At 63.1% G+C, this 21397-nt stretch carries 22 protein-coding genes and 1 riboswitch; of the genes, 6 read left to right on the top strand and 16 right to left on the bottom strand.

Going from position 1 to position 21397, the window contains the following annotated elements:
- Window positions 1-48: 48 nt before the first annotated feature.
- A complete protein-coding gene (locus AC1L34_RS02970; RefSeq protein ID WP_424297225.1) occupies window positions 49-414 on the bottom strand; it encodes an Rv2175c family DNA-binding protein in 366 nt (121 codons plus the stop codon).
- Window positions 415-579: 165 nt separating this feature from the next.
- Here AC1L34_RS02970 and AC1L34_RS02965 point away from each other — a divergent pair, with 165 nt between their 5' ends.
- A complete protein-coding gene (locus AC1L34_RS02965) occupies window positions 580-1818 on the top strand; it encodes a protein kinase domain-containing protein (protein ID WP_424322240.1) in 1239 nt (412 codons plus the stop codon).
- 19 nt (window positions 1819-1837) lie between these two features.
- On the opposite strand, the gene AC1L34_RS02960 is transcribed toward AC1L34_RS02965, so the two are convergent.
- Both AC1L34_RS02960 and AC1L34_RS02955 read right to left on the bottom strand, forming a co-directional pair.
- A complete protein-coding gene (locus AC1L34_RS02960; protein WP_424297222.1) occupies window positions 1838-3232 on the bottom strand; it encodes a class II 3-deoxy-7-phosphoheptulonate synthase in 1395 nt (464 codons plus the stop codon).
- A gap of 59 nt (window positions 3233-3291) precedes the next feature.
- Window positions 3292-3777: a polyadenylate-specific 3'-exoribonuclease AS gene (locus AC1L34_RS02955; RefSeq protein WP_424297220.1), complete on the bottom strand. Its 486-nt coding sequence runs from the start codon at window positions 3775-3777 to the stop codon at window positions 3292-3294.
- Between the two features lie 60 nt (window positions 3778-3837).
- Between AC1L34_RS02955 and AC1L34_RS02950 the strand changes: the two genes are divergently transcribed.
- Window positions 3838-5211, top strand: a complete 1374-nt coding sequence (locus tag AC1L34_RS02950; RefSeq protein WP_424325366.1) for a glycosyltransferase 87 family protein — start codon at window positions 3838-3840, stop codon at window positions 5209-5211.
- On the opposite strand, the gene AC1L34_RS02945 is transcribed toward AC1L34_RS02950, so the two are convergent.
- From AC1L34_RS02945 to AC1L34_RS02920, 6 genes are all read right to left on the bottom strand, one after another.
- Window positions 5208-5933, bottom strand: a complete 726-nt coding sequence (locus tag AC1L34_RS02945) for a lysophospholipid acyltransferase family protein (RefSeq protein WP_424297217.1) — start codon at window positions 5931-5933, stop codon at window positions 5208-5210. The genes AC1L34_RS02950 and AC1L34_RS02945 overlap by 4 nt on opposite strands.
- A 109-nt stretch (window positions 5934-6042) precedes the next feature.
- Window positions 6043-7041 (bottom strand): ROK family protein, encoded by a 999-nt coding sequence (locus AC1L34_RS02940; protein WP_424297215.1) that lies wholly within the window; start codon window positions 7039-7041, stop codon window positions 6043-6045.
- Window positions 7042-7380 carry a hypothetical protein gene (locus AC1L34_RS02935; RefSeq protein WP_424297214.1) on the bottom strand — a complete coding sequence of 113 codons (339 nt, stop codon included), beginning with the start codon at window positions 7378-7380 and terminating at the stop codon, window positions 7042-7044.
- Between the two features lie 191 nt (window positions 7381-7571).
- Window positions 7572-8795, bottom strand: a complete 1224-nt coding sequence (locus AC1L34_RS02930; RefSeq protein ID WP_424297212.1) for an ArsA family ATPase — start codon at window positions 8793-8795, stop codon at window positions 7572-7574.
- Window positions 8796-8815: 20 nt separating this feature from the next.
- A complete protein-coding gene (locus tag AC1L34_RS02925) occupies window positions 8816-9253 on the bottom strand; it encodes an SRPBCC family protein (RefSeq protein ID WP_424297242.1) in 438 nt (145 codons plus the stop codon).
- Window positions 9246-9653 carry a hypothetical protein gene (locus AC1L34_RS02920; RefSeq protein ID WP_424297210.1) on the bottom strand — a complete coding sequence of 136 codons (408 nt, stop codon included), beginning with the start codon at window positions 9651-9653 and terminating at the stop codon, window positions 9246-9248. The genes AC1L34_RS02925 and AC1L34_RS02920 overlap by 8 nt, the downstream gene beginning before the upstream one ends.
- A 167-nt stretch (window positions 9654-9820) precedes the next feature.
- Here AC1L34_RS02920 and AC1L34_RS02915 point away from each other — a divergent pair, with 167 nt between their 5' ends.
- Entirely contained in the window at window positions 9821-11623 is a 1803-nt protein-coding gene (locus tag AC1L34_RS02915; RefSeq protein WP_424297208.1) for an AMP-dependent synthetase/ligase, read from the top strand.
- Window positions 11624-11805: 182 nt separating this feature from the next.
- Here AC1L34_RS02915 and AC1L34_RS02910 read toward each other — a convergent pair whose 3' ends face one another.
- The 5 genes from AC1L34_RS02910 to AC1L34_RS02890 all read right to left on the bottom strand — a co-directional run bounded on the left by AC1L34_RS02910 (window position 11806) and on the right by AC1L34_RS02890 (window position 16598).
- On the bottom strand, window positions 11806-12924 hold the full coding sequence (locus AC1L34_RS02910; RefSeq protein WP_424297206.1) for a glycosyltransferase family 4 protein: 1119 nt from the start codon (window positions 12922-12924) through the stop codon (window positions 11806-11808).
- Window positions 12921-14351, bottom strand: coding sequence for a peptidase MA family metallohydrolase (locus AC1L34_RS02905; protein ID WP_424297205.1), 1431 nt, complete (start codon window positions 14349-14351; stop codon window positions 12921-12923). The genes AC1L34_RS02910 and AC1L34_RS02905 overlap by 4 nt, the downstream gene beginning before the upstream one ends.
- Entirely contained in the window at window positions 14352-15380 is a 1029-nt protein-coding gene (locus AC1L34_RS02900) for a C40 family peptidase (RefSeq protein ID WP_424297240.1), read from the bottom strand.
- Between the two features lie 108 nt (window positions 15381-15488).
- A complete protein-coding gene (locus AC1L34_RS02895; RefSeq protein ID WP_424297204.1) occupies window positions 15489-16058 on the bottom strand; it encodes a C40 family peptidase in 570 nt (189 codons plus the stop codon).
- Between the two features lie 18 nt (window positions 16059-16076).
- Window positions 16077-16279: riboswitch (cyclic di-AMP (ydaO/yuaA leader) on the bottom strand.
- A 109-nt stretch (window positions 16280-16388) separates the two neighbouring features.
- On the bottom strand, window positions 16389-16598 hold the full coding sequence (locus AC1L34_RS02890; RefSeq protein ID WP_424322241.1) for a hypothetical protein: 210 nt from the start codon (window positions 16596-16598) through the stop codon (window positions 16389-16391).
- Between the two features lie 300 nt (window positions 16599-16898).
- Here AC1L34_RS02890 and AC1L34_RS02885 point away from each other — a divergent pair, with 300 nt between their 5' ends.
- On the top strand, window positions 16899-18668 hold the full coding sequence (locus AC1L34_RS02885; RefSeq protein ID WP_424322242.1) for a DEDD exonuclease domain-containing protein: 1770 nt from the start codon (window positions 16899-16901) through the stop codon (window positions 18666-18668).
- A 49-nt stretch (window positions 18669-18717) separates the two neighbouring features.
- Window positions 18718-18996 (top strand): Lrp/AsnC family transcriptional regulator, encoded by a 279-nt coding sequence (locus tag AC1L34_RS02880; RefSeq protein ID WP_424322243.1) that lies wholly within the window; start codon window positions 18718-18720, stop codon window positions 18994-18996.
- A 20-nt stretch (window positions 18997-19016) separates the two neighbouring features.
- Here the strand turns inward: AC1L34_RS02880 and trpD are convergent, their stop codons facing one another.
- Both trpD and AC1L34_RS02870 read right to left on the bottom strand, forming a co-directional pair.
- Window positions 19017-20105, bottom strand: a complete 1089-nt coding sequence (gene trpD, locus AC1L34_RS02875; protein WP_424323690.1) for an anthranilate phosphoribosyltransferase — start codon at window positions 20103-20105, stop codon at window positions 19017-19019.
- A gap of 10 nt (window positions 20106-20115) precedes the next feature.
- A complete protein-coding gene (locus tag AC1L34_RS02870; RefSeq protein WP_424297041.1) occupies window positions 20116-20595 on the bottom strand; it encodes a hypothetical protein in 480 nt (159 codons plus the stop codon).
- A gap of 170 nt (window positions 20596-20765) precedes the next feature.
- On the opposite strand from AC1L34_RS02870, the gene ctaE reads away from it, so the two are divergent.
- On the top strand, window positions 20766-21377 hold the full coding sequence (ctaE, locus tag AC1L34_RS02865; protein WP_424297040.1) for an aa3-type cytochrome oxidase subunit III: 612 nt from the start codon (window positions 20766-20768) through the stop codon (window positions 21375-21377).
- The last annotated feature ends 20 nt before the right edge of the window (window positions 21378-21397 follow it).

Here is a 21397-nt window from a genome sequence, read left to right as displayed (position 1 = left end):
CCTCCGCCGATCAATTCCCGTTCAGGGTCACGATCAGGCGGACAACGATTAGAAGGCTTCGGCCTGTGCGCGGCGCAGCATTTCGCGCGCGGAGTCGGTGTGCAGGGCATCGGCCGGATACAGGCCGAGATCGTCCTGCTTGGTGTACAGCCACCGGAGTGCTTCATCACGCGTGAAACCGCCGTCGAGGAGGATGGTCACCAATCCCTCCAGATGCTTCGCCAGTCCGTCGGGACCGAAGAATGCCTCGGGGATCACCGGCCGTCCACCGCGCGATGCGGCCAGCAAGTTGTGGTCGCGAATCAGCGTTCGGAGCCGGTTGCTGGAAACGCCGAGGCGCTTTGCGGCATCGTCGAGTTCGAGCGCGACGACGTCGTCGGGAAGAATGTCTATCGAAAGCGGAAGGGAACCCACAATCAAAGAGCGTACAGCGCGGCGACGCCGGAAAACTAACTGACGCTGGGAAACTAGCAGGCAGCAAACCCCCGCGTAGCAGATCAATCCCGGCGCACGACACGCGCGCGGGTGCAGATCAGGGAGTGCACTCGCATTGCTGGCGACCGGGTAGATTCGATGATCGTGAACACTCCCGACGACCCGCTGCTGAACCGCGTGCTGGAGCGGCGCTATCGGATCGATGTTCCGATCGCTCGCGGCGGAATGTCTTCGGTCTATGTGGGCACTGACCTGCGATTGCACCGGCGGGTCGCGATCAAGGTGATGGATTCGCGTTACGCGAACGACCCCCTGTTCCTGCGCCGCTTTCAGTTTGAGGCCCGCGCCGTCGCCGGGTTGAGCCATCCGGGATTGGTCGCCGTGTACGACCAAAGCGTCGACGGGGATACCGCTTTCCTGGTTATGGAACTCGTTCGCGGTGGCAGTATTCGCGAACTGCTTCGCGAACGCGGCCCCATGCCTCCCCACGCGGTTGCGTCAGTGGCGATCGGCATGCTCGGCGGCCTCGGCACCGCGCACCGAGCCGGCCTGGTCCACCGCGACGTCAAGCCCGAGAATGTCCTTGTCTCCGATACCGGCGACATCAAGGTCGCTGATTTCGGGCTCGTTCGGGCAGTCGCCGAAGCCGGGGTCACTTCGGCAAGCGTGATTCTCGGAACCGCCGCCTATCTGTCGCCGGAGCAGGTCACGTCCACGGAGGTGGACGCCCGCAGCGACGTGTACTCCGCTGGCGTCCTGATGTTTGAACTCCTGACCGGACGGCAACCGTTCAGCGGGTCCACCCCGCTTGCGCTCGCCTACCAGCGACTCACGTTCGATGTGCCTGCCCCCGGCGACCTTATTGATGGAATCCCGTCCCAATTCGACGACATCGTCTTACGTGCGACTGAACGGGACCCTGCCGCCCGCTACGTTGACGGCTTCGACATGCAGCACGCCATCCTCGACGCCGCCGACGAATTAGATTTGCCTGCCTTCACCGTGCCCGCGCCCACTCAGGCATCAGCGCGCGTTACTTCCGCAATCGCCCGCCCCGTGCGCCCCCTGCCCGCCGAGGTGCCCGCTCGACCCGCGACCGCCTTCGACGCCAGACCGGCACCCCACGACGACGCGAACTGGGACTCCGCCTGGAACGACTCCCACTCCGGGCCCGATCACCGGGACGGTAGCGACTGGGATCGGGGCGACTGGGATGGCGATGACGACTGGGACGGTAGCGAGGGCGTCGACGTCTTAGACGGCAACGAATTGGACGCCACACCGAACGGTCGCCTACTGACCCTTATCTGGTTGACGATCGTTGCCTGCATCGCTGCCGGCCTGGGTGCCGTCGGTTGGGCCTTCGGCTCCGGCCTCGCCTGACCAGTGGTACTCCGGGAATCTATCCGCGGAGCATCTCGGCGACCAAGAACGCCAATTCCAGCGACTGCTGGGTATTGAGACGGGGATCGCAGGCGGTTTCGTAGCGGCCTTCCAGGTCCAGGTCGGAGATATCCTGCGCGCCACCCAGGCATTCGGTGACGTCTTCACCGGTCAGCTCGACGTGGATGCCGCCGGGGTGGGTGCCGAGGGCGCGGTGCACCTCGAAGAAACCTTGAACTTCGTCGACGACACGATCGAAGTGACGGGTCTTGAAGCCGGTCGACGCGGTGTGGGTGTTGCCGTGCATCGGATCGCACTGCCAGATCACCTTGTGGCCAGTTGCTTCGACTGCCTGCACGATCGCGGGAAGAACGTCGCGAACGCTGCCATTGCCCATGCGCGAAACCAAGGTCAGTCGTCCGGGGATGTTGTGAGGATCGAGGGTTTCAACGTATTCCACAGCCATCTCGGGCGTGGTCGTCGGCCCGATCTTGACACCGATCGGGTTGTTGATGAGCTTGGCGAGTGCAACGTGGGCACCGTCGAGTTGCCGGGTGCGTTCGCCAATCCACAGGTAATGCGCGGACAGGTCGTACAGGACCGGCTCCTCGCCGCCCTTCGGATCCTTAGCTAGGCGCAGCATGGCGCGCTCGTAGTCCATAACGAGGGCCTCGTGCGAGGCGTAAATCGATGCCGACTCCAGGCTTGAGTCGGTAACACCGCACGCATCCATGAACCGCAGGCCGCGGTCGATTTCGGCAGCGAGAGCCTCGTAGCGGGCTCCGGCAGGCGACGTGCGGACGAACTCACGGTTCCAGTTGTGGACGTGCGAAAGTCGTGCTTCCGAACCAGTCAGCGCGCGCACCAGGTTCATGGCGGCGGCAGCGTTCGCGTACGCGCGCACCAGGCGCGACGGATCGTGCGCACGGGCGTGCTCGTCCGCTTCCAACGAGTTGATCATGTCGCCGCGGTACGACAGCAAACCCAGGGCGTCAGTGTCCGACGACCGCGGCTTGGCGTACTGGCCGGCGATGCGCGCCACCTTGACGACGGGCATGCTCGCACCGTACGTCAGCACGACAGCCATCTGGAGCAGCGTGCGGATGTTGCCCTTGATGTGCGGTTCGGTGTTGGCTGCGAAAGTTTCGGCGCAGTCACCGCCCTGCAACATGAACGCCCGACCGTGAGCGACCTCGGCGAGTTGCTCCGCCAATGACTCAACCTCGGACGGCATGCAGATCGGCGGCACGCTCTCCAGGACCTTCCGCATCCGGTCCGCTTCGTCGGCTGGCCAACTCGGCTGCTGCAGGGCAGGTCGAGCCAGCATGTCGTCGAACTGCTCGGCGAGACTTCCGGGAAGCGGCGGAAGCTCAGGAAGCTCGTTCAGGGGCACGTCTACGGTCCAGTTCACCACCGTGCCAGCTTATCCCGATCACGCCACCGCGTGCTCGGGAGGCCCAGACTGTTGCGCCGCTATACGCGCAACGTGGCCTCGATGGTTTGCCATTTGACGAGATTGTGCCTGGCGTCGGCAAGCGCATCGTGGGCGTTCCGTGGCGTCGGTGGCAGTTCCGGGTTGCCCGCAGCATCCCAGTGCTGACGCAGTTCGCGTGTGTAGCGGGGCATTTCGCGAGGTAGTTCGGTCATCGAACCCCACAGCTGGCACACCACGACGTGATCGTAAGCACCGACCCACGCCCACAGTTCGACGCCGTCGCCGGGTTCGGTGAGGAAGTCGTAAAGGCTTTCCCGGATGGCACGACGACTGCGCCAGGCTTTGTCCGCCGGTGACGGAAGCTTGTCGAGGACGTTGGTCCGAACCCAATCACCGGCGCGCGACGGGTCGAACTCGGTGGACACCGCGTAGTATTCGCGACCGTCTTCAGCAACCACCCCAATCGACACCAGCTCGATCGTCGTTCCGTCTTCAATGAATTCGGTGTCGTAGAAGTAGCGCACGTCCTCTAGATTATCCGCGCCTGATGAGGTTCGCCGACCCGGCAAGGGATACTGGCTCTCATGTCGACAACGAACGGCGAGTTGCGGACTCCCGGACCGACCGAGCAGCGGGTGCCCGGCGGCCTCACCAACCAACTACGGAACTGGCGTCCAGGGGTCGGGGCACGGATCGCCATTGCGGCGGCGTTCGCAGCATCGGCGCTTCTGCAGATTGTGGGAGTGCCGTTTACGTCGAGCTTTGGTACGCGCACCCGATTCGACATGGATGTTTACCGTCTCGGTGGGCAGATTTGGCACCAGGGTTTCAGCCTCTACGCCGACGGTTCGATGCCGTTCACCTCCGACGGCATTTGGCTGCCGTTCACCTATCCCCCGTTTGCCGCCCTCTTGTTCACCCCGCTGGGTGCGATGCCCTTATCGGTGGCGAGCATCGGCATCTCACTGATCACGGCAGGCTTGCTCGTTTATGTGACGGTGTTGTCGTTGCAGGTGCTCGAAATCGGCACTCGGGACAATCAATGGTGGCTGGCCGTCGCCCTGTCGGTGGTGACGATCTGGTTTAACCCGTTTTGGATGACTTTGGGGTTCGGTCAAATCAATGTGGTTTTGATGGCGATGATCCTCGTCGATATTTTTGTGGTGCCCAGGATCGGTCGCGGCCGAGCTCAAGGCATCCTGATCGGCCTGGCAGCGGCGATCAAACTGACGCCGCTGGTATTTCTCGGGGTGTTTCTTGTGGCTTGGCGGCTCCGGTCAGTCGCGGTCGGCGTGGCGTCGTTTATCGCCGCGGCGGCCGTCGGGTGGATCTGGATGCCCGACGACTCCCGGACGTACTGGACGGACACCCTGTTCCACACCGCCCGCATCGGGCAGCCTGAGGGCCGAATCAATCAGAACTTGATGGCGGCCTGGCTCCGCGTGTTCGGCGACCAAGGCAGTGCGGCCGAGGTGGCGTGGATCGCCTCAAGCTTGGCCGTGACCGTCTTGGCCCTTCTGGCAGTGCTGCGCGCACGTCCGGTGACGGCATTCGCCGACGGGCCCATGACCGGTCGCGTCAACGCCATGGCGGTGACCTGTGCCGTTGCCGTTTGGGGGCTACTGGTTTCCCCCACAACGTGGGCCCACCACTGGGTGTGGTGCATCCCGTCGCTGCTGTTGTGCCTCGTTATCGGCTACCGGTCAGCTGAAACCAAATATCGCGTCACCTATTTCACGCTTGCGGGTCTTGGCGCACTGATTTTTGCGATCGGTGTGTTCCAACTGCTGCCACCGATCGAGCACGGATGGGCCGCATGGGAGCACCTGATTGGCAATTCGTTCACCCTGTGGGGAATCGCGCTGCTGGTGGCATTGTGGCGATTGCCCTGTGAGGAAGGTAGCGACGACGGGCAAACCCGCGTTGCGGAAGAATCTCCGGAACTAGCGCAAAGTTAGGCGGCGTCGCCCGGCTTGCTGTCGGCATCCGTGAGTTCTTTGACGCTGCCGTCCTTATTCTTCAAGCTGGCCGCGTAGACGTCGACGTACTGCTGCCCGGTCATCTGCATCAGCGAGTACATGATTTCATCGGTAACGGCCCGCTCAATGAACCTGTTTCCCGCCATCCCTTCATAGCGCGAGAAGTCCAGCGGCTTACCGATCTTCACCGTGATGCGGGTCGGTCGAGGGAGAACTGTTCCGGGCGGGTTGATCCGATCGGTACCAACCATGGCGATCGGCAGCACGGGCACGCCTGTCTCCAGTGCCATCCGCGCCAACCCGGTCTTGCCCTTGTACAGGTTGCCATCGGGCGAACGGGTGCCTTCCGGATAGAGGCACAGTAGTCCGCCATCCTCCAGGACCCGCTTGCCTGCCAGAAGTGCCCCGGCCGCAGCGCTACCGCCCGACCGGTCGATCGGAATCTGGCCTGCCGCCGTGAAGAACCACCGCTGGAATCCGCCCTTGATTCCCGTTCCCGTGAAGTACTCACTCTTGGCTAGGAAATAGATGCGGCGCGGCGCCATTAGCGGCAGGTAAAAGCTGTCAACGACGGCCAAGTGATTCGACGCGAGGAGGGCGGGACCAGACTTCGGCAGATTCTCTAGACCCTCGATGCGCGGTCGCCCCATCAGGCGTAGCAACGGACCCATCAGGATGTATTTGAACAGCCAGTACCACATGTACGCTCCCCGTCCTCAAATTCGACAAATCCACAAACAGCTCAACCGCCCACCTGCGGCCAACGACTGATTCACCGGTCAACTACCTCACTACCGGGCAAGTGCAACTCTACTGTGCACCCTCGAACTGTGCGGCCAGTCCCTGCCTCGCCACTTGTGCGGCACCAATCACACCCGCGGCTTCGCCCAGCTGAGTACCGCGAATGCGCGCCAACTGTCGATATCCGGCACCGGTGACAGCGGCGGCATAGTGTTCGCGGGCGTCGTCTAAGAATTGGCCCGACGCTGCGCCAACGCCACCGGCGAGCACAATCAGATCCGGGTCGAAAATGTCCGCGACCATTCCGAGTCCGTAACCGAGCCATTTGGCCATGTCCGCATACGCGGCGAGGGCAGCGCGATCACCGTCCGCGGCGGCCGCGGCGACGCGACGACCCGTCAACGAGCCGGGATCGGCTTCGGATTCGGCCGCGAGCACGCTCCGCGGATAGTCGTGGGAGGCCAGCAGTTCAACCACCGTGTCGACGAGAGCGGTGCCGCTGCAATACCGCTCCCAGCAGCCACGTTTGCCGCAACCGCACGGACGACCGTCTGGCACGACGGTCAGGTGACCAAACTCGGGGGCGACACCGAAACTGCCTCGATAGATTTGCCCATCCATGATCATTCCGGCCCCAATGCCGGTACCGATCGAAAGGACCAACGTGTTGTGGCCACCGGCCGCAGCACCGAAGTGCAGTTCGGCGATGGCCGCCGAGTTCGCATCGTGCTCGGCAAAAACTGGTAACCCGATGCGCTCGGACATGATTTCCGGAACCCGCGCCTCACGCCACGCCAAGTGCGGCGCAAAACGCACTACCTGGCGGTCCGGTGTCAGGAATCCGGCAATCGCCAGGCCAACCGCGTCCACCGCCCAGCGGTCACGCAGTTCTCCGACCAGTCGGTGCAGGCAGTACTCCAAAGACTCCGCTGTCGGCGGCGTCGCGGTCCGCAGGGTGTCGAGTTGGCGGCCCTGTGCATCAACGACGCTCGCACGGACGCTGGTGCCCCCGATATCGATGCCGACGGTCAGTGCCCCACCGCTATTGCCCACCCGGCCGCTGGTCATTTAGCGGCCCATGGGAGTGATGTTGACCGAAATCGGCTCGAACTTCGTCGAGGCGGCCCCGGCGGATCCACCATCGCCCCGCAGCATGTCGACGACTGCCTCGAGGATGGCGATCAGACCGGCCAACAGCCGCGCCACCAGGTCGCTAAGTTCGGAAAACAGTCCGCTGACTTCACCGATGAGGCCCGGGATCGGCGTCGCGTCCAACGCCGGAACTCCGGTACCCGAGATGAGCCCGGCCAGTTGATCCATCTGATTGGCGAAACCGAGGAGCAAATTCTGCATCGCATCGCCAGCCTCACCGGCGGCGGTCCCTGCAGTGCTGTGACTCTCGGTCATCGTCTGTCGATTCCTCATCGCTCAAGTTCGGGTGATGCTTGACGGTACCGGGTGCACCGCCGACTCGGAAGTAGTGGGCGTGCGACGCGTGACCGTCCGCACATCTTGCCCTTCGGACAACATCTGGTGCGGCAAGTGTAACGCCCAAAGATCTCATCGCCGATGGCGGCAACCAGCGTGCTCTCTGCTGGTTAGCGGCCAGTTTTGCCAGACTTTTGGGGCCACACGCTCGCATCCGGGACAAACCGCAGGATCAGCGTGCCATCGTGCCAATCCGCTCCGGTCACCACACATCGACGCAACACCGACGGAAGCGTGACCGGATAGCGAAAGCCAGACACCGTGACGAGAAGTTCGTCGCCGGATCGACCCAATTCGAGGCGGTTCGGGTCCGGCAGTCCTTGCTTCCAGGTCATTTCAAAGATGCTGTCGAGACCTTCGCCAGATACGTGCGCAACGGTCAGCGCTCCCGATCCCCGCGGTCGTCCCGCAGGCTTGGGCAGTTCGACGGCAATCCGGTTGATTCGGGACAACCGATCAAGCCCCTTGGCCGCACGTGGGATTGCCGTCACCGTGACTGATTCGTCATTGTGCAGCAGATTAACGACCGCCGCTGTGGCGTCGTCAACGCTGCCCGGCCCACCGACCCCGGCATTGACAAGCACCGATCGCAACGGGATGCCCATCAGATCGATGATTGCCAGATGATCGGCAGCTGCCCGCACGCCCCGGTCGCCCGCGTCGACCACGAGATGCGCTGCCACGCCGTGGGGATCGGTCAGCAGTTCAGTCAAATCGTGGCAGTCGCGGTCGATGCCTTCCAGCGCCGCTGACAACTGTGCGACCGTTGGTTTTTCCGAGGCTTCAGCCAGCCGCGCATTGCGAGGCCAAAGCCGTTCCAACGCCGCAGAGAGAACCATTGGCGAGCGCAAGACGGCGTACGGATCACCAACGCCCGAAAGGTCAACAACAACTCGCTGCCAACGACCGGCCGTTGCCGCATCGCGAATTTGCCGCAACACCAGGAACTCTTGCGCCCCCGGCATGGAAGTCAATTCTCCCGGAGCGATCGAAGCGAGAGTCCCAACCAGGGGAAGGACTTGCTTTACCCCGCCGACTGCAGTCAGTGCGGCGGTGAAATCGCGCCAGGCCGCTTCAAGGATCTCGAGGGAATCGAGTTGAAGGAGGTCCACGTTTGCGGTCACCGGCACCGGTTGTCCGGGAAGCCGCATCACCCCGAGTCGTTCGGGCAGGTACGACCGCGAGTCCAGCGAGACCAGCAGGGTGCCACCTTCGGTACCCAACTGCACGCCAACTGGCGAGTGCGCGGTTCGATCTCCTGGCCGCTCCGAGTCATGCAGGGCCGCAGCAGCGGCTAACACGGAAACGCCCGAACCACCCGGTCCGAGCAACAAGTGGATGGGAGCTAGATCGATCAGCCTTCGACCCTCTTCTTGAGGTCGCCGAGCGCCGATTCGGTGATGGCCTTTTCGGCGCGCCGCTTCAACTGACTAATCATCGGAATCTGCAGGTCAACCATCAGCGAGTAAGTCACCTTGGTCGATCCCGGAACCTGTTGGGTAAGAACGTAACTACCTTTCTGGGCTCGCTGCAGGTCACTTGAGACCAGCGTCCACGAAACGGCCGTGTCGCCGTCGTCCCACACGTAGGCAAGTTCGTAGGTATCGGCGAGCACGCCGGCGTCCAAGACAAATCGAACGAGGACCCCGCGTCCACGGGCGTCGCGCTCACGGACTTCCACCTCGCGAGCAGCCGTCACCCACTGCGGGTAGTTATCAAAGTCGGCAATCACCGCGAGGATCTCAGCAACGTCGGCGTTGATAACAATCGACTGCTCGGTGTGGTCAGCCATTGACTGCTCCGGTCGCTGGCGAACCAGCTTCACGCTCGCCTTCCAGGAGCCACTTCGCCTCGAACGACATGTCTTTGCCCGCGATTCGCCGAAGTCGGTTCATCTCCGCGACCTCGTCCATGCGGGTGCGGGGATCGTCCGGTAGCGGCGCAACCGGCTCTGCGTGCAGGTAGTAGTGCAGGATGAACCCGTCCATGCACTCTTCGCACCAGATCTCCATGGTGCCTTCAATCGGCCCCGTCACTGTCCATCGGACGCCTTGGTTTTCGCGATCCTCTACGACCGTCAGTCGCAGGTCGGGCCACCACTGACGCCACCGCGCGCGGTCGCCGATGACACCGCCGGCCAGGGACGGTGCCGCAGCAACGAAAATCTCGTCGGCAACCTGAATGCTCGTCACCGTCCTAGCTTCACACACCGGTGCCGCCAGGTGAAACTCGACCGGCTGGAAAGCGGTCTGAGACCGGCAAAGGCGACTCGGGCAATCGAGCCGACAGTGCGGGGATAAGATCTCACACAAGTGATTCACGTAATTCTGAAGTTTTCCGCTTCGGGAAGGTGTAGTAGATGGCCGAGTACCGCGCGCCCGCCGCGTTCGAGATCCCCGAACAACGCAACGCATCCGACGTCTTGTTCGACATTGTCGACAAGACGCCCAACAAGACAATCTTCCGCCGCCAGTCCGGCAACGACTGGCTGCCGGTCAAAGCAGCTGACGTGGGCGCACAGGTCACCGCACTCGCCAAGGGGCTTATTGCTTCGGGAGTGCAGGCTGGCGATCGCGTGGCGTTGGTTTCGGCCACGCGTTTGGAATGGGTCCTGTTGGACTTTGCGATCTGGTCAGCCGGTGCCATCTCGGTCCCGATCTACGATTCGTCTTCCGCACCGCAGATCGACTGGATCATGCGCGATTCGGGTGCCAAGCACGTCATTGTCGAAACTCCCAAGCATCGCGCGGTCATCGACGAGGTTGAGGTGATCGACGGCTCGGTTCAGGTCCACCAGATTGATGTCCCGGGCGAACAGGGCCTCATTGACCTGCTCATCGAGCGCGGCGTCGACGTCGCCGATGACGAAGTCACCGCACGGCGTCGGACGCTATTGGCGTCGAGCCCGGCAACCCTTATCTACACGTCGGGAACCACCGGCCGCCCCAAGGGCTGCATGCTGACCCACTCCAACTTGCTGGGCGAAATTGCTGGCGTGCTTCAGACCTCGATGAGCACGAAGCTCGGCGACGACAAGCGCCTGCTCCTGTTTTTGCCGATGGCGCACGTATTGGCCCGCGCGATCAACCTGGTGGCGCTGGAGGCTGGCGTCGAAATCGGCTACACCGCCGACATCGCGAACCTGCTCCCGACGTTCGCGGTCTTCAAGCCGTCGCTGATCCTCTCGGTGCCGCGCGTGTTTGAGAAGGTGTACAACTCGGCACGCCAGAACGCGCACGACGGCGGTAAGGGCAAGATCTTCGATCTCGCCGCCGACGTGGCAGTGGAATATTCGACGGCCATGGAGAATGGCAACGTCGGCTTCCTGTTGCGCGCCAAGCACGCGATCTTCGACAAGCTGGTCTACAGCAAGCTGCGCACCGCGCTCGGTGGCGTGTGCGAAATGGCGATCTCCGGCGGCGCACCGCTCGGTGCCCGACTCGGCCACTTCTTCAGTGGCGTCGGCATCCCCGTCTACGAGGGCTACGGCCTCACTGAGACCACTGCGGCCATCGCCGTCAATACGCCTGGCAATGTGAAGGTCGGAACCGTGGGTCGCCCGATTCCCGGCAACGCCGTCCGCATTGGGAGCGACGGCGAGATCCTGCTGTCGGGCGAGGTCGTTTTTACCGGCTACTGGAAGAACGACGAGGCCACGGCGGCAGCCATCACCGACGGCTGGTTCCACACCGGCGACTTGGGCACCCTCGACGAGGATGGATTCATCCGTATTACCGGCCGCAAGAAGGAGATCATCGTCACTGCGGGCGGCAAGAATGTCTCCCCCGCACCGATGGAAGACGTCATCCGGGCGAGCGCGATCGTCTCGCAGGCGGTCGTCGTCGGCGATCAGCAGCCGTTCATCGCCGCGTTGATCACGATCGACCCGGAAGCATTCCCGGCGTGGAAGACGCGCAACGGCAAGTCGGCCGACGCAACGGTCGCCGACCTCGCCACCGATCCGGACCTGATCGCCGAGGTCCAGGCGTCCATCGACAGTGCCAATGAGACGGTCTCGCATGCGGAGGCGATCAAGAAATTCCGCATTCTGCCTGCCGACTTCACCGAAGACTCAGGCGAGCTAACCCCGACCTTGAAGGTCAAGCGCAATGTGGTCGCTGACAAGTGGGCCGCCGATATCGCCAAGCTCTACCAGAAGTAGATCTCTCCCCCGAAAGCCGTGCTTCGCCCCCTCCCGGGTGCCGAGGCACGGCTTTCCGCATTTCTGTCACGAAACGTTGTCGTCCCGCCGACCAGACCGTCACCAACTGTGACGATCGGTGACGCTCTGGTCGAATCGTGACAGAAAAGCGGAACTTCGGATGAGAAGCGGAAGCCGACTTGCTAGAGGAAACGCTGAAGCCGGGCTGACTGTTGGCTCCACTGCCAGTTGGCAATCGCCCACGCGCGACCATTCTCGCCCATGGTCGCCGCCATCTTCGGGTGCGTCAGAAGATCGACGATGGCCTCAATAACTTCGCCGTGCTTGCGCCCGTCAACAACGGTGCCGGTGAGGTTTTCCTTCACCGTTTCCGGGGCGCCGCCAGAGTTCCCGGCTACCACCGGGACGCCGCTGGCGGAGGCCTCCAGAAAGACGATTCCCAGGCCTTCCACGTCAAGGCCCCCACCGCGCGTCCGGGTCGGCATCGCGAAGACGTCAGCCATCGCGTGATGCATCGGAAGTTCTTCAGCGGGGACACTCCCGGTGAAGGTCACCGAGTCTGTCACCTCGTACTTTTCCGCCAGGGCGTGCAGTGTATCCGCGTAGGGTCCGCCGCCAACGATCATCAGTCGCGCCCCCGGGACGGCTTCCCGGATCCTCGGCCACGACTCGATCAGCACGTCTTGCCCCTTGCGCGGCACCAACCGGGATAGGCACAGAACTGTCGGTGCGTCGCCCAAACCGTAGCGATCGCGGAGCATGGCTCGTGCGCTCGGGTCTGGCGCAAAGCGGTCGACGTCAACCCCGCACGACACGTACTCGAGGGCCGCTTCCCGGCCGAATGCCGCCGAGAATCGTCGCCGAGTGAAGCGACTGACGTAGGTGATGACATCGGTGTTGTTGCCGATAAACCGCAAGACCTGTCGAGCCCCCGGCAGCATCGACCATCCCACTTCGTGTCCGTGGGTGCTCGCAACGATATGTCGCGCTCCCGCACTACGCATGGCGGGCGCCAAGACTGCCAGGGGTGCTGCTGCCCCAAACCAAACGGTACGAATGTCGTTGTCACGCACCAATTTCGCTGCACGTCGGGCCACAGCGGGAGTGGGTAGCATCAGGCTGGTCGGATGCCGCACAATCTCGAAGGGCGCGGCCGCATCGTAGGCTTCACTACCTTTCCACTTCGGTGCGTAGACGATCACCTCGTCGGCCGGTAAGTACCGAATCAGATTTTCCAAGTACGACTGGATCCCACCGGGCCGCGGCGGAAAGTCATTGGTGATCAGGAGGGTACGCCTCACTTACCGACCTCCTTCTTGAGCCATGCGCGCCAATCGGCAACGACTTTGGCTTTCTCGACGCCCAACGACGCCTTCATTGCCGCATCCGTGGTGGCGGTGTCGCCGCCCTTACCGACGCCGACATACATCTTCTTCAGTTTCTCGTCGCCGTAGGTCTTGCCAACGTACGCCGCGAACGACCAAGCACTCTGATAGGCCACCCGCGCCGCATCGGTCTCCACGGAGAATGATCCGTCCGACGGCAGCGCCTTCGGCACGCTGCCTCCGGCGACGGCAGCCGCGAGTTCTGGTGCCGCATCGATCAGGTCACCGTACGTCCCTTTGCGACCCACATACTCTGGGACGCCTTCGGTGAGCCACAAGGGGGCGCTTGACGCGGTCGTCAGACGGGACGCCACGTGAGTGAGCTCGTGCCGAAGTACCACAGCAAGGGCCTCGCTTGAGAGTCCTCGGGCGGCGGGCGTCAACACGATTCGCTGGCCGACCACCTGCCCCGCCCTGGTGTCGATCATGGTGAACACGGTGGCCGCAGCGGCTGCGGCGGTGTCACCCGGACGGGTGCGGGTAAGGGCCGCAAACTGCTCGTTGGTTGCGGTGGCGATGACCGCGACTCGCTTCACCCAGTCTTTACCCCAGAACGCGGTCACTTCGTCCACTGCTGCGGGCAGGAGCTGCCGGACCTTCGCGGCCTCATTCTCGGCACCACGGTAGAACAGCACTGTTGACGTGCCGCCGCTGGTTTTGACGTCGGTCGCCGCGAGCCCCGGGAACTCCCAGGCACCCACATCCGGCGCTTTGGGGTTCTCCCGAGAGGCCTGCGTCGGATCGGGGGCCAACCCGCCTTCCCCAACAACCTTCCAGTCGTCGCCATAACGAGCGAACGTGAGGCTGCCATGCAAGGTGACAGTCGGCTCGTCGAGCCCCGGCTCAGCTTCGCCACCGAGTGCGTAGTCGAGGTCGACCGGCGTCACCCAAGTGTCTGTCGCGCCCTCGGCCTCCAGCTTTGCGACAAAGTCGTCTGCAAGCAGGTGCTCCGGGCCGTTCTGCGGTGCCACCCGGTAACGGAACTCTTTTACCTTGAGCGGACCAGCGGCCACGGGCGAGTGCTGGGGCTTGCGCCCCGCAGGCTTCTCGACGTCGGCAAAGTTGTCAGCAATCACTTCCAGGTGCTGACGAAACTCGGGACGTGCGGCCCCGTCTACCAACTCCGCCAACCCGCTTCGGTCACCGTTGCGGAGTGTCGATGAGAGTTGATCGAGGAGCGCGGTCACCCCGTCGTACCGCTGCTGCTCAAACGGATTCAGTTGGGTGGTCGCTACCGTCTCTGAGGACGATGATTCCGGAGTGGCATCGGAGCCGCAGGCTGCGAGCGGGAACGCGAAGGCCAGCAGCACCGGCACCACGCAGGCAACGCGACGTGTTCGCACTCAGTACCGTCGCGCGGAGTTGTACGGGCCCGCCTTATCGAGCGGAACAACGGCCACGGGGACTCCGAATGTCGACGCGTGGACCACATAGCCCTCACCGACATACATGCCAACGTGGGTTGCACCCGGGTAGTAAATCACGAGGTCGCCGGGCTTCAACTGGTCTCGTCCCACGGGGGTTCCGCCTGCGAGCTGTGCCTCGCTGGTTCGCGGAATAGTGCGGCCAGCCTGCTGGTATGCCCACAACATGAGGCCCGAGCAGTCGAATTGGTTGGGTCCGGTTGCACCCCACACGTAGGGGTCACCGATTCGCGAGATCGCCGCCTGAACCGCCACCAGTTGGGGCGAGGTCCCCTTCGGTACCGACTTGGGGTCAAATTTGTAGCGGGGACCACGGAGCGCCGCAAGCTGCTTGCCGGTCATCGACTGGTAGATCGCGCGGATCTGGACGGCTTCAATCTGCAGATCAGCCTGCTTGGCTTGCAGTTCGCCCCGCTTCTTCTCTGAGTCGTTGATGGCCCGGGTCGCGGTGTTTGCGGTCTTTTCGGCAGTAGCTTTAGCTACCTTGGCGGTCTGGGCGGTCTTGATGACACTGCGGATATCTGCCGCGCTCTGGCGCGACATCACTTCCAGTCCCGACATATTGTCGAGCAGGCTTTGCGGGGAGTCACTAACGAGCATCGCGTACAGGCGGTTAACGCGGGCGCCGCGGTAGCTAACACGTGCGAGCGCATCGACCTTGCGCTGGGCGGCATCAATCTGCCCCTGCATTGAAGCCAACTGCTTCGCGGCGACGGACGCCTTCTTGCGCTCGACGGACACGATCTTGCGCTGCTTGTCGTACTCGACCTGTGCGGCGTTCATCGCCTCGGCCGTCTTCTCCGCATTTTCCGACAGTGATTTGTACTTGACGAGCAGCTGATCCGCGGATCGGGTGGCCGGATCCGCGGTGGCAGGCGGGCTGACGATGACTGTCAACGCCGCCACCACGGCGACGAACAGTGCTGCGGCTCGCCTTAACGTCCGCATTGGTGCACTTGTTGAGCTCACTCGTACTCGGTCCTTAATACAGGCGAGGGCGGGTCGGCGATAAACGCCGTCCCGCCCTCGGTAAAAATCAGTTAGCAGTCGTCATGCTCAGTAGCGACGGATGCTCAGGAGGTTCCACTCCTTGACGCGGTCCTTCTTCACCGGGACGCCTTCGGTGGACGAGTGGACGAACATGCCGTTACCCGCGTAGATGCCGACGTGGCCGCCACCGTTGAAGACGAGGATATCGCCGGGCTTGGCGTTGCCGAGGCCCGCAACCGGGGTACCGCCGCCGAGCTGACCGTAGCTGTCACGCGGAATGGTCTTGCCAGCCTGACGGAAAGCCCACGAGGTGAGACCGGAGCAGTCAAAGGCATTGGGGCCAGCGGCACCGTAGACGTAGGGCGAACCAATCTTCGACTCAGCTGCGCGCAGCGCCTTCTCAGCGCGCGCCTGCTGCGAGTTACCGAGATTCAGGTTCGGAGCCTTGGGGGTTGCCTGCGGAGGCAGACCCGGAATGTCAAACGTGCCGACATTCGGAATGGTGATCGGCGCGGCGTCTGCTGCGGGGGCAGCTGCGAAAGCCAGCGATCCGCCAATGGCAATCGAGCCGGCGAGGACTGCGGACTTGGCGGCCTTGCGACCGACACTAGGCTGCTCCAAACGATGCTTAGCCACGAAAACACGTACTCCTTGTTGTTCTCCCTCATCGCCGACCGGGTTAGCTGTCGGGTTCGAGCCGGAAGAGATGGCCCTACGCACGCCAGCAAAAGCCGCGAGCGGCTTCACGTTGGTGCGATTCACCCCAATCCGCGTTCCGACTGAACTCGTCGGCCACACGGAGGAAGTGGGTCCCCGGTTCGCCCTCTTTGGTAAGGGCGATTAGGCGCGTCCTTCCGGGTCTCTCGGATTACTCCAAGAAGCCCTAACTGGAAGGTCTCGAAAAGATTACGAAACCCCACCCGCGATGTCTAGCCGTTCGTCACCGGCGTGCCATCGGCGCCCAAATCAGACGGCGCGAAGGGTGCGACCACTTTGGCCCAACAAATCGGCTTCACCTGCGAAAACTTCTTGCTTTGCGGCTTCCGCGACGTCTCCACTGATCAAATCTGTGTCAGCGAACACATCGATGGCATCGGCCAACTCGAGGCCGTTACCTTCGCATGGGCCGAACGACCCATACTCGCTGGTAGTACCAGCAAAGAAGATCTGCATCATGCAGTCATCACAGGCCCTCGCCCGCATCGGACAACGCCCACAATCAATCTTCATGTGATCTGCCTCTCATTTCCGTTCGGTGACCCTGATTCCCGGCCATACCGTCGTTTTGTCCGTCACCTCGTCGCGGATTCAACTTGGAGTGCAGACTACGAGCGCCCCCTGACAAAAGCGCCGTGGAGTGCGCGGGTCCTTGCGTAAGAACGCTCGTGGCGTTTTCCATGCCACCGCTATCTGGAATGCCACCTCATCTGTTTGTCGCTTCATCTGAGTGTCGGAGGGTCGTCGTACGGTGCCCACATGACTGTCGAACAGATGTCGTTCGCCGACCTCCCCGAGTCGGCCGAGTTTGCTACCGCGGCCCTCGCCCAAACCACGTTCGTCGTTGTCGACTTAGAAACCACCGGCGGTAGCTCGGAGACTGATGCCATCACCGAGATCGGTGCCGTCAAGATTCGCGGCGGGGAAGTGCTCGGCGAGTTTGCCACGTTGGTCGACCCCGGCCGTGCCATCCCGCCCCAAATCGTGGCGCTCACCGGCATCACCACCGCGATGCTCTACGACGCGCCCCGCGTGGAAGAGGTGCTGCCCGCATTCTTCGAGTTCGCGCGCGGCAGCATTCTCGTCGCCCACAACGCGCGATTCGATATGGGGTTCCTTCGAAAGGGCGCGGCCCGGATGAATCTGCCGTGGACGTTCACCACATCCCTGTGCACCGTGGTGATGGCACGTCGCATCCTGAGCAAACAGGAGGCACCCAGCGTCAAGCTTTCGGCCCTCGCCGAACTCTTCGACGTGTCTGTCCGGCCCACACACCGCGCCCTGGACGACGCCCGCGCCACCGTCGACGTCTTTCATCGGTTACTCGAACGCGTCGGCAATCAAGGCGTGAGCACTGTCGGCGACTTGACCACGTTCCTCCCTCGCGCAACGGCCGCCATGCGCGCCAAGCGGTCCCTGGCCGCGGCACTGCCACACCGGCCCGGCGTCTACATTTTTCGTGGCCCCGGCGACGAAGTCCTCTATATAGGGACCGCTGTCGATTTGCATCGTCGGGTGACGAGCTATTTCAACGGCAGCGACTCACGCGCACGGATGGCCGAGATGGTGGGGCTGGCCGTGCGTGTCGACCACATTGAATGCGCGCACGCACTTGAGGCAGGCGTCGCCGAGCTCACGCTCCTCGGTGTCCATAAACCCAGTTACAACCGACGATCACGCAATCCTGCGCGCGGTTGGTGGATCACCCTGACGGCTGAGCGCTTTCCCCGACTCAAGGTCACCCGCACTCCCGGCATCGACTCCCTGGGGCCGGTTGCCAACCGCGGACTGGCCGCAGACGTCGCCGATGTCATCTCCGGTGCCGCCGGCCTCCGCACCTGCACCGCCGAGCTCAAGAAGGCCTCCCATCACTTCTGCGAGGGCGGCGGCGCCGCTGATGCCCTGCCAGATCCGTTGGTCGCCGCTTTGCCTGGCGTGTGCCGCGCCGCCAGCGAGCGCCCCCAAACCCTGCCCGACTACCTCTGCCGCGTCGAAGCGGCCCGCTCACTCCTCTCTGGTCGGGCGGACACGCTGTTGACTGCTCTCCGCGACCGCGTCGACTTGCTTGCCGAGCAGCATCGGTTTGAGTCGGCGGCACGTGCGCGCGATCGACTATCGGCGACCATCGAGGTATTGGCGCGTAGCCAACGTCTCGCTGCCGTAGCGGCACGACCCGAGGTGATTGCCGCCAAGCCCGACGGTGCTGGCGGATGGGAACTGGCGTTGGTCCGCTTTGGCCGGCTGGCGGGAGCGGCGTGTGCCGCCCGTGGCGTCTCGCCGATGCTCATTGTTGACAGGATGCGGGCAGCAGGAACCACGGTGCTGCCACCGGCCCCGGAATTGGGTCCGCTGTCGGGCGCACCGGCCGAGGAAATCGCCCTCATTGAGCGTTGGCTATACGAGCCGGGTACCCGCCTCGTCGACGTCACCGACCAACTGTCTCTGCCCGTTGGTTCGGCAGAACGCTGGCGACACTTCGCGCAGACGGCCCGGTTGGCACGAGAAGCTGTGATGTCCGCCGGGGTTTGATCAAAGGACCTACCGGGCCCAAGAGCCGCGAGACATTACAGTTGGAGACATGATCACCGCCATCGTCCTCATCGGAGCCGATATCCACCAGATCCCCGAGACCGCGCAAGCTGTCGCGGACATCCCCGGGGTCACCGAGGTCTACTCGTGCGCTGGCGACGTCGACCTCATCGCCAAGGTCCGAGTCCGCGACCACGAAGAAGTCGCGACCGTCGTGACCGGTGCCATCAATCGCATCCCCGGTGTTCTCTCAAGCGCCACCCACATCGCGTTCCGGAGCTATGCGAGTTCAGAAGTCGACGGTGGCTTCTCGATTGGTGAGGCGTAGCCGACTAGGTCGGCCGCACCCTACTGCTGTTGCGCCGCGAGCCGAGTGCTCGCGGCGCTCCACCGGTCGAGCAATTCGCTGGCGCGACCGGAATCGATCACGTCCGCAACGCGCACCAAGCCGTCTCGCATTGCCTCGTTGAACTCCTCCTGCGACATCAATGCCTGCTGTTCAAAAGCCACGACTGCCGCCGCCGCGTTCAGCAGCACCGAATCCCGAACGGGGCCCGCGGTGCCGGCGAAGAGGTCACGCGCCACCTGGGCATTAACGACCGCGTCACCACCTTGAAGCGCCGACAGTTCGACGAGTCCGATTCCCAGGTCGCGCGGGTCAAGTTTCAGATTGCCGACCTCACCGTTCACCACCTGCCACACCGTCGAAGTGGTCGTCGTTGTTAGCTCATCGAGCCCGTCATCGCCGCGCACCAGCAGCACCCGGTTTCCACGTTCGGCGAATGCTGCTGCCAGGACCGGTGCCAGGTCACTAAACGCGCATCCGATAAGCCCGGCTTCGGGCGCGGCCGGATTCGTCAACGGCCCCAGAACATTAAAGACGGTGGGGATGCCAATCTGACTGCGTGGCGGCCCGGTAAAACGGAAGGCCGGATGGAACACCGGCGCAAAGCAGAAGCCGATCCCAACCTCGGCGACGCATGCTTCCACCGCTGCTGGCTTCAACGTGATGGCAACGCCCAGTGCTTCCAATACGTCGGCACCGCCGCTCTTCGACGATGCCGCACGGTTGCCATGCTTCACCACGGGGATCCCTGCCGCCGCAACAACCACCGAGGTCATCGTCGAAATATTCACCGTGTGCGATCGGTCGCCACCGGTACCGACGATGTCGATAGCCGCGCCATCGACGCGAACGCGGTTAGCGAGGGCCAGCATCGCCTCCGACAGACCGCGCAACTCTGCCGCCGATGCGCCCTTCATCTTGACGCCGACGCCAAATGCGGCGATCTGAGCGCCCGTGGCCGCATCGGACATGATCTCGCGCATCGCCCACGACGCTTCGTCGACGCTGAGATCAATCCCGTCGGTAACTTTGCCCAGCACGTACGGCCAGGTGTAGGCGGAATCAGAACCGGTTGCGTTGACTGCAGTCACGCGAACCAGACTAACGGGCACGCCTCTTCTTCGTCACCGGAGTATCCGCGTCGGGTCCAGCCGACGAATCTGCTTGCAGTACAGCCCACCCCAGAACGCGTCCGGCCGCTCGCGAAGCGACGCTGCCCATCCAGGCGCGTTCCCGCGACAGACTCAAGGCATCGACACCCATCACCCGGGCCAGAACAACCACGGCGTGCCCAGCGTCAGCTACCGTTTCGACTCCGAGCGGGCTCCGAGAGCTGTCATCGACGCGGTAGTCGTCGCCCGCACACCGTGCGACGACCCCATCGACTGCGGACTCCGGCAACGACAGCACCATCCGCAACACCACCGGAACCTGCTCGGTGAACCCGGCCTCGGTCAACACCGTCGAACTTGCAGAGGTCTCATCGGTACTCGACACCGTGACAACCAACGTCGGATCCCCAATCGCCGGTAACGGGGGCGCCATCGCCCGTCCACGCCACGGAAGCCGCAGAGAAATCATCAAGACACCTCCCGCAAAGTCATCATGGGCCACACAATAACGCTCATCGGAGTCTCAGGACACGCCGGTATCCTTGAAATCGTCGTCTCCCACCTGCGGATATCCGACGAGTTCCATCAATTTTCCGACCCGAGTGGTCATTGGTTACTACGAACCGTCATACTTCTCTTGTGACTAGCGCTGTGGGTAACTCAGAAACCGCCATCACCTCACGCGTGCACTCGCTGAACCGTCCGAATATGGTCAGCGTCGGCACCATCGTGTGGTTGTCGAGCGAATTGATGTTCTTCGCTGGCCTCTTCGCGATGTATTTCGTCGCGCGGGCCAACGCTGCGGACGGTTGGCCTCAGCCACCGACGCATTTGAACCTTTGGCTCGCCGTACCGGTGACAACAATCCTGATTCTTTCGTCGTTCACCTGCCAGGCTGGCGTCTTCGCCGCCGAACGCGGTGACGTCTTCGGGCTTCGTCGTTGGTACACGCTGACACTGGTGATGGGCACCATTTTCGTAATCGGCCAGGCCAGCGAGTACGTCGCGATGGTCAGCGAGGGCACCACGCTCTCGTCGAGCGCCTACGGTTCCGTCTTCTACATGGCGACCGGATTCCACGGACTGCACGTCATCGGCGGTCTTCTGGCCTTCGTGTTCCTGCTGATCCGTACCCGCCTGTCGAAGTTCACTCCTGCTCAGGCGACCGCCGCCATCGTCGTGTCTTACTACTGGCACTTCGTTGACGTCGTGTGGATCGCCCTGTTCGTCGTCATTTACTTCATCCGGTAGCCCCCGGCGGCCGAAGATCC

The organism is Gordonia sp. 34D (assembly GCF_056682775.1).
The sequence above is the reverse complement of the archived record's forward strand: the minus strand, read 5'-3'. Positions and strand labels throughout refer to the sequence as shown.